The sequence below is a fragment of the Psychrobacter sp. GW64-MNA-CIBAN-0177 genome (assembly GCF_040309585.1).
Classification (GTDB): domain Bacteria; phylum Pseudomonadota; class Gammaproteobacteria; order Pseudomonadales; family Moraxellaceae; genus Psychrobacter; species Psychrobacter okhotskensis.
In genome coordinates this window covers 1-266 of record NZ_JBEOOY010000296.1, presented here as the reverse complement: position 1 = coordinate 266, position 266 = coordinate 1, and the positions used below count along the sequence as shown (strand labels likewise).

Genomic DNA, 266 nt, shown 5'->3' with positions numbered 1-266 from the left:
ATTCATACCCGTTAAATAACGAACCAAATGCTGATGCTTGCCTTGTGTTTCTTGGAAATACTGAGCATGGTCTTCTTCTTGCTGACCCATTTGCATGGCTTCAGTTTCGCTAAGTACTTGTCCCGGGGCGATTTGTCCCGCCCCATACAACTGTGATGTTAGCTCCGCATTGGCAGCAAAATTAATCGTTTTAGTCGCGACTGGCACATCATTAATGGCAAGCTGCCCTTGATTATAACTGACCGTGTCACCGGGTAGCCCAATCA

The 266-nt window shown here is 46.6% G+C and carries 1 protein-coding gene; it reads right to left on the bottom strand.

Annotation, left to right across the window (positions count from 1 at the left end; genetic code table 11):
* On the bottom strand, nucleotides 1-266 hold a 266-nt coding region (locus AAEY79_RS15145; RefSeq protein ID WP_352289275.1), incomplete at both ends, for a S26 family signal peptidase.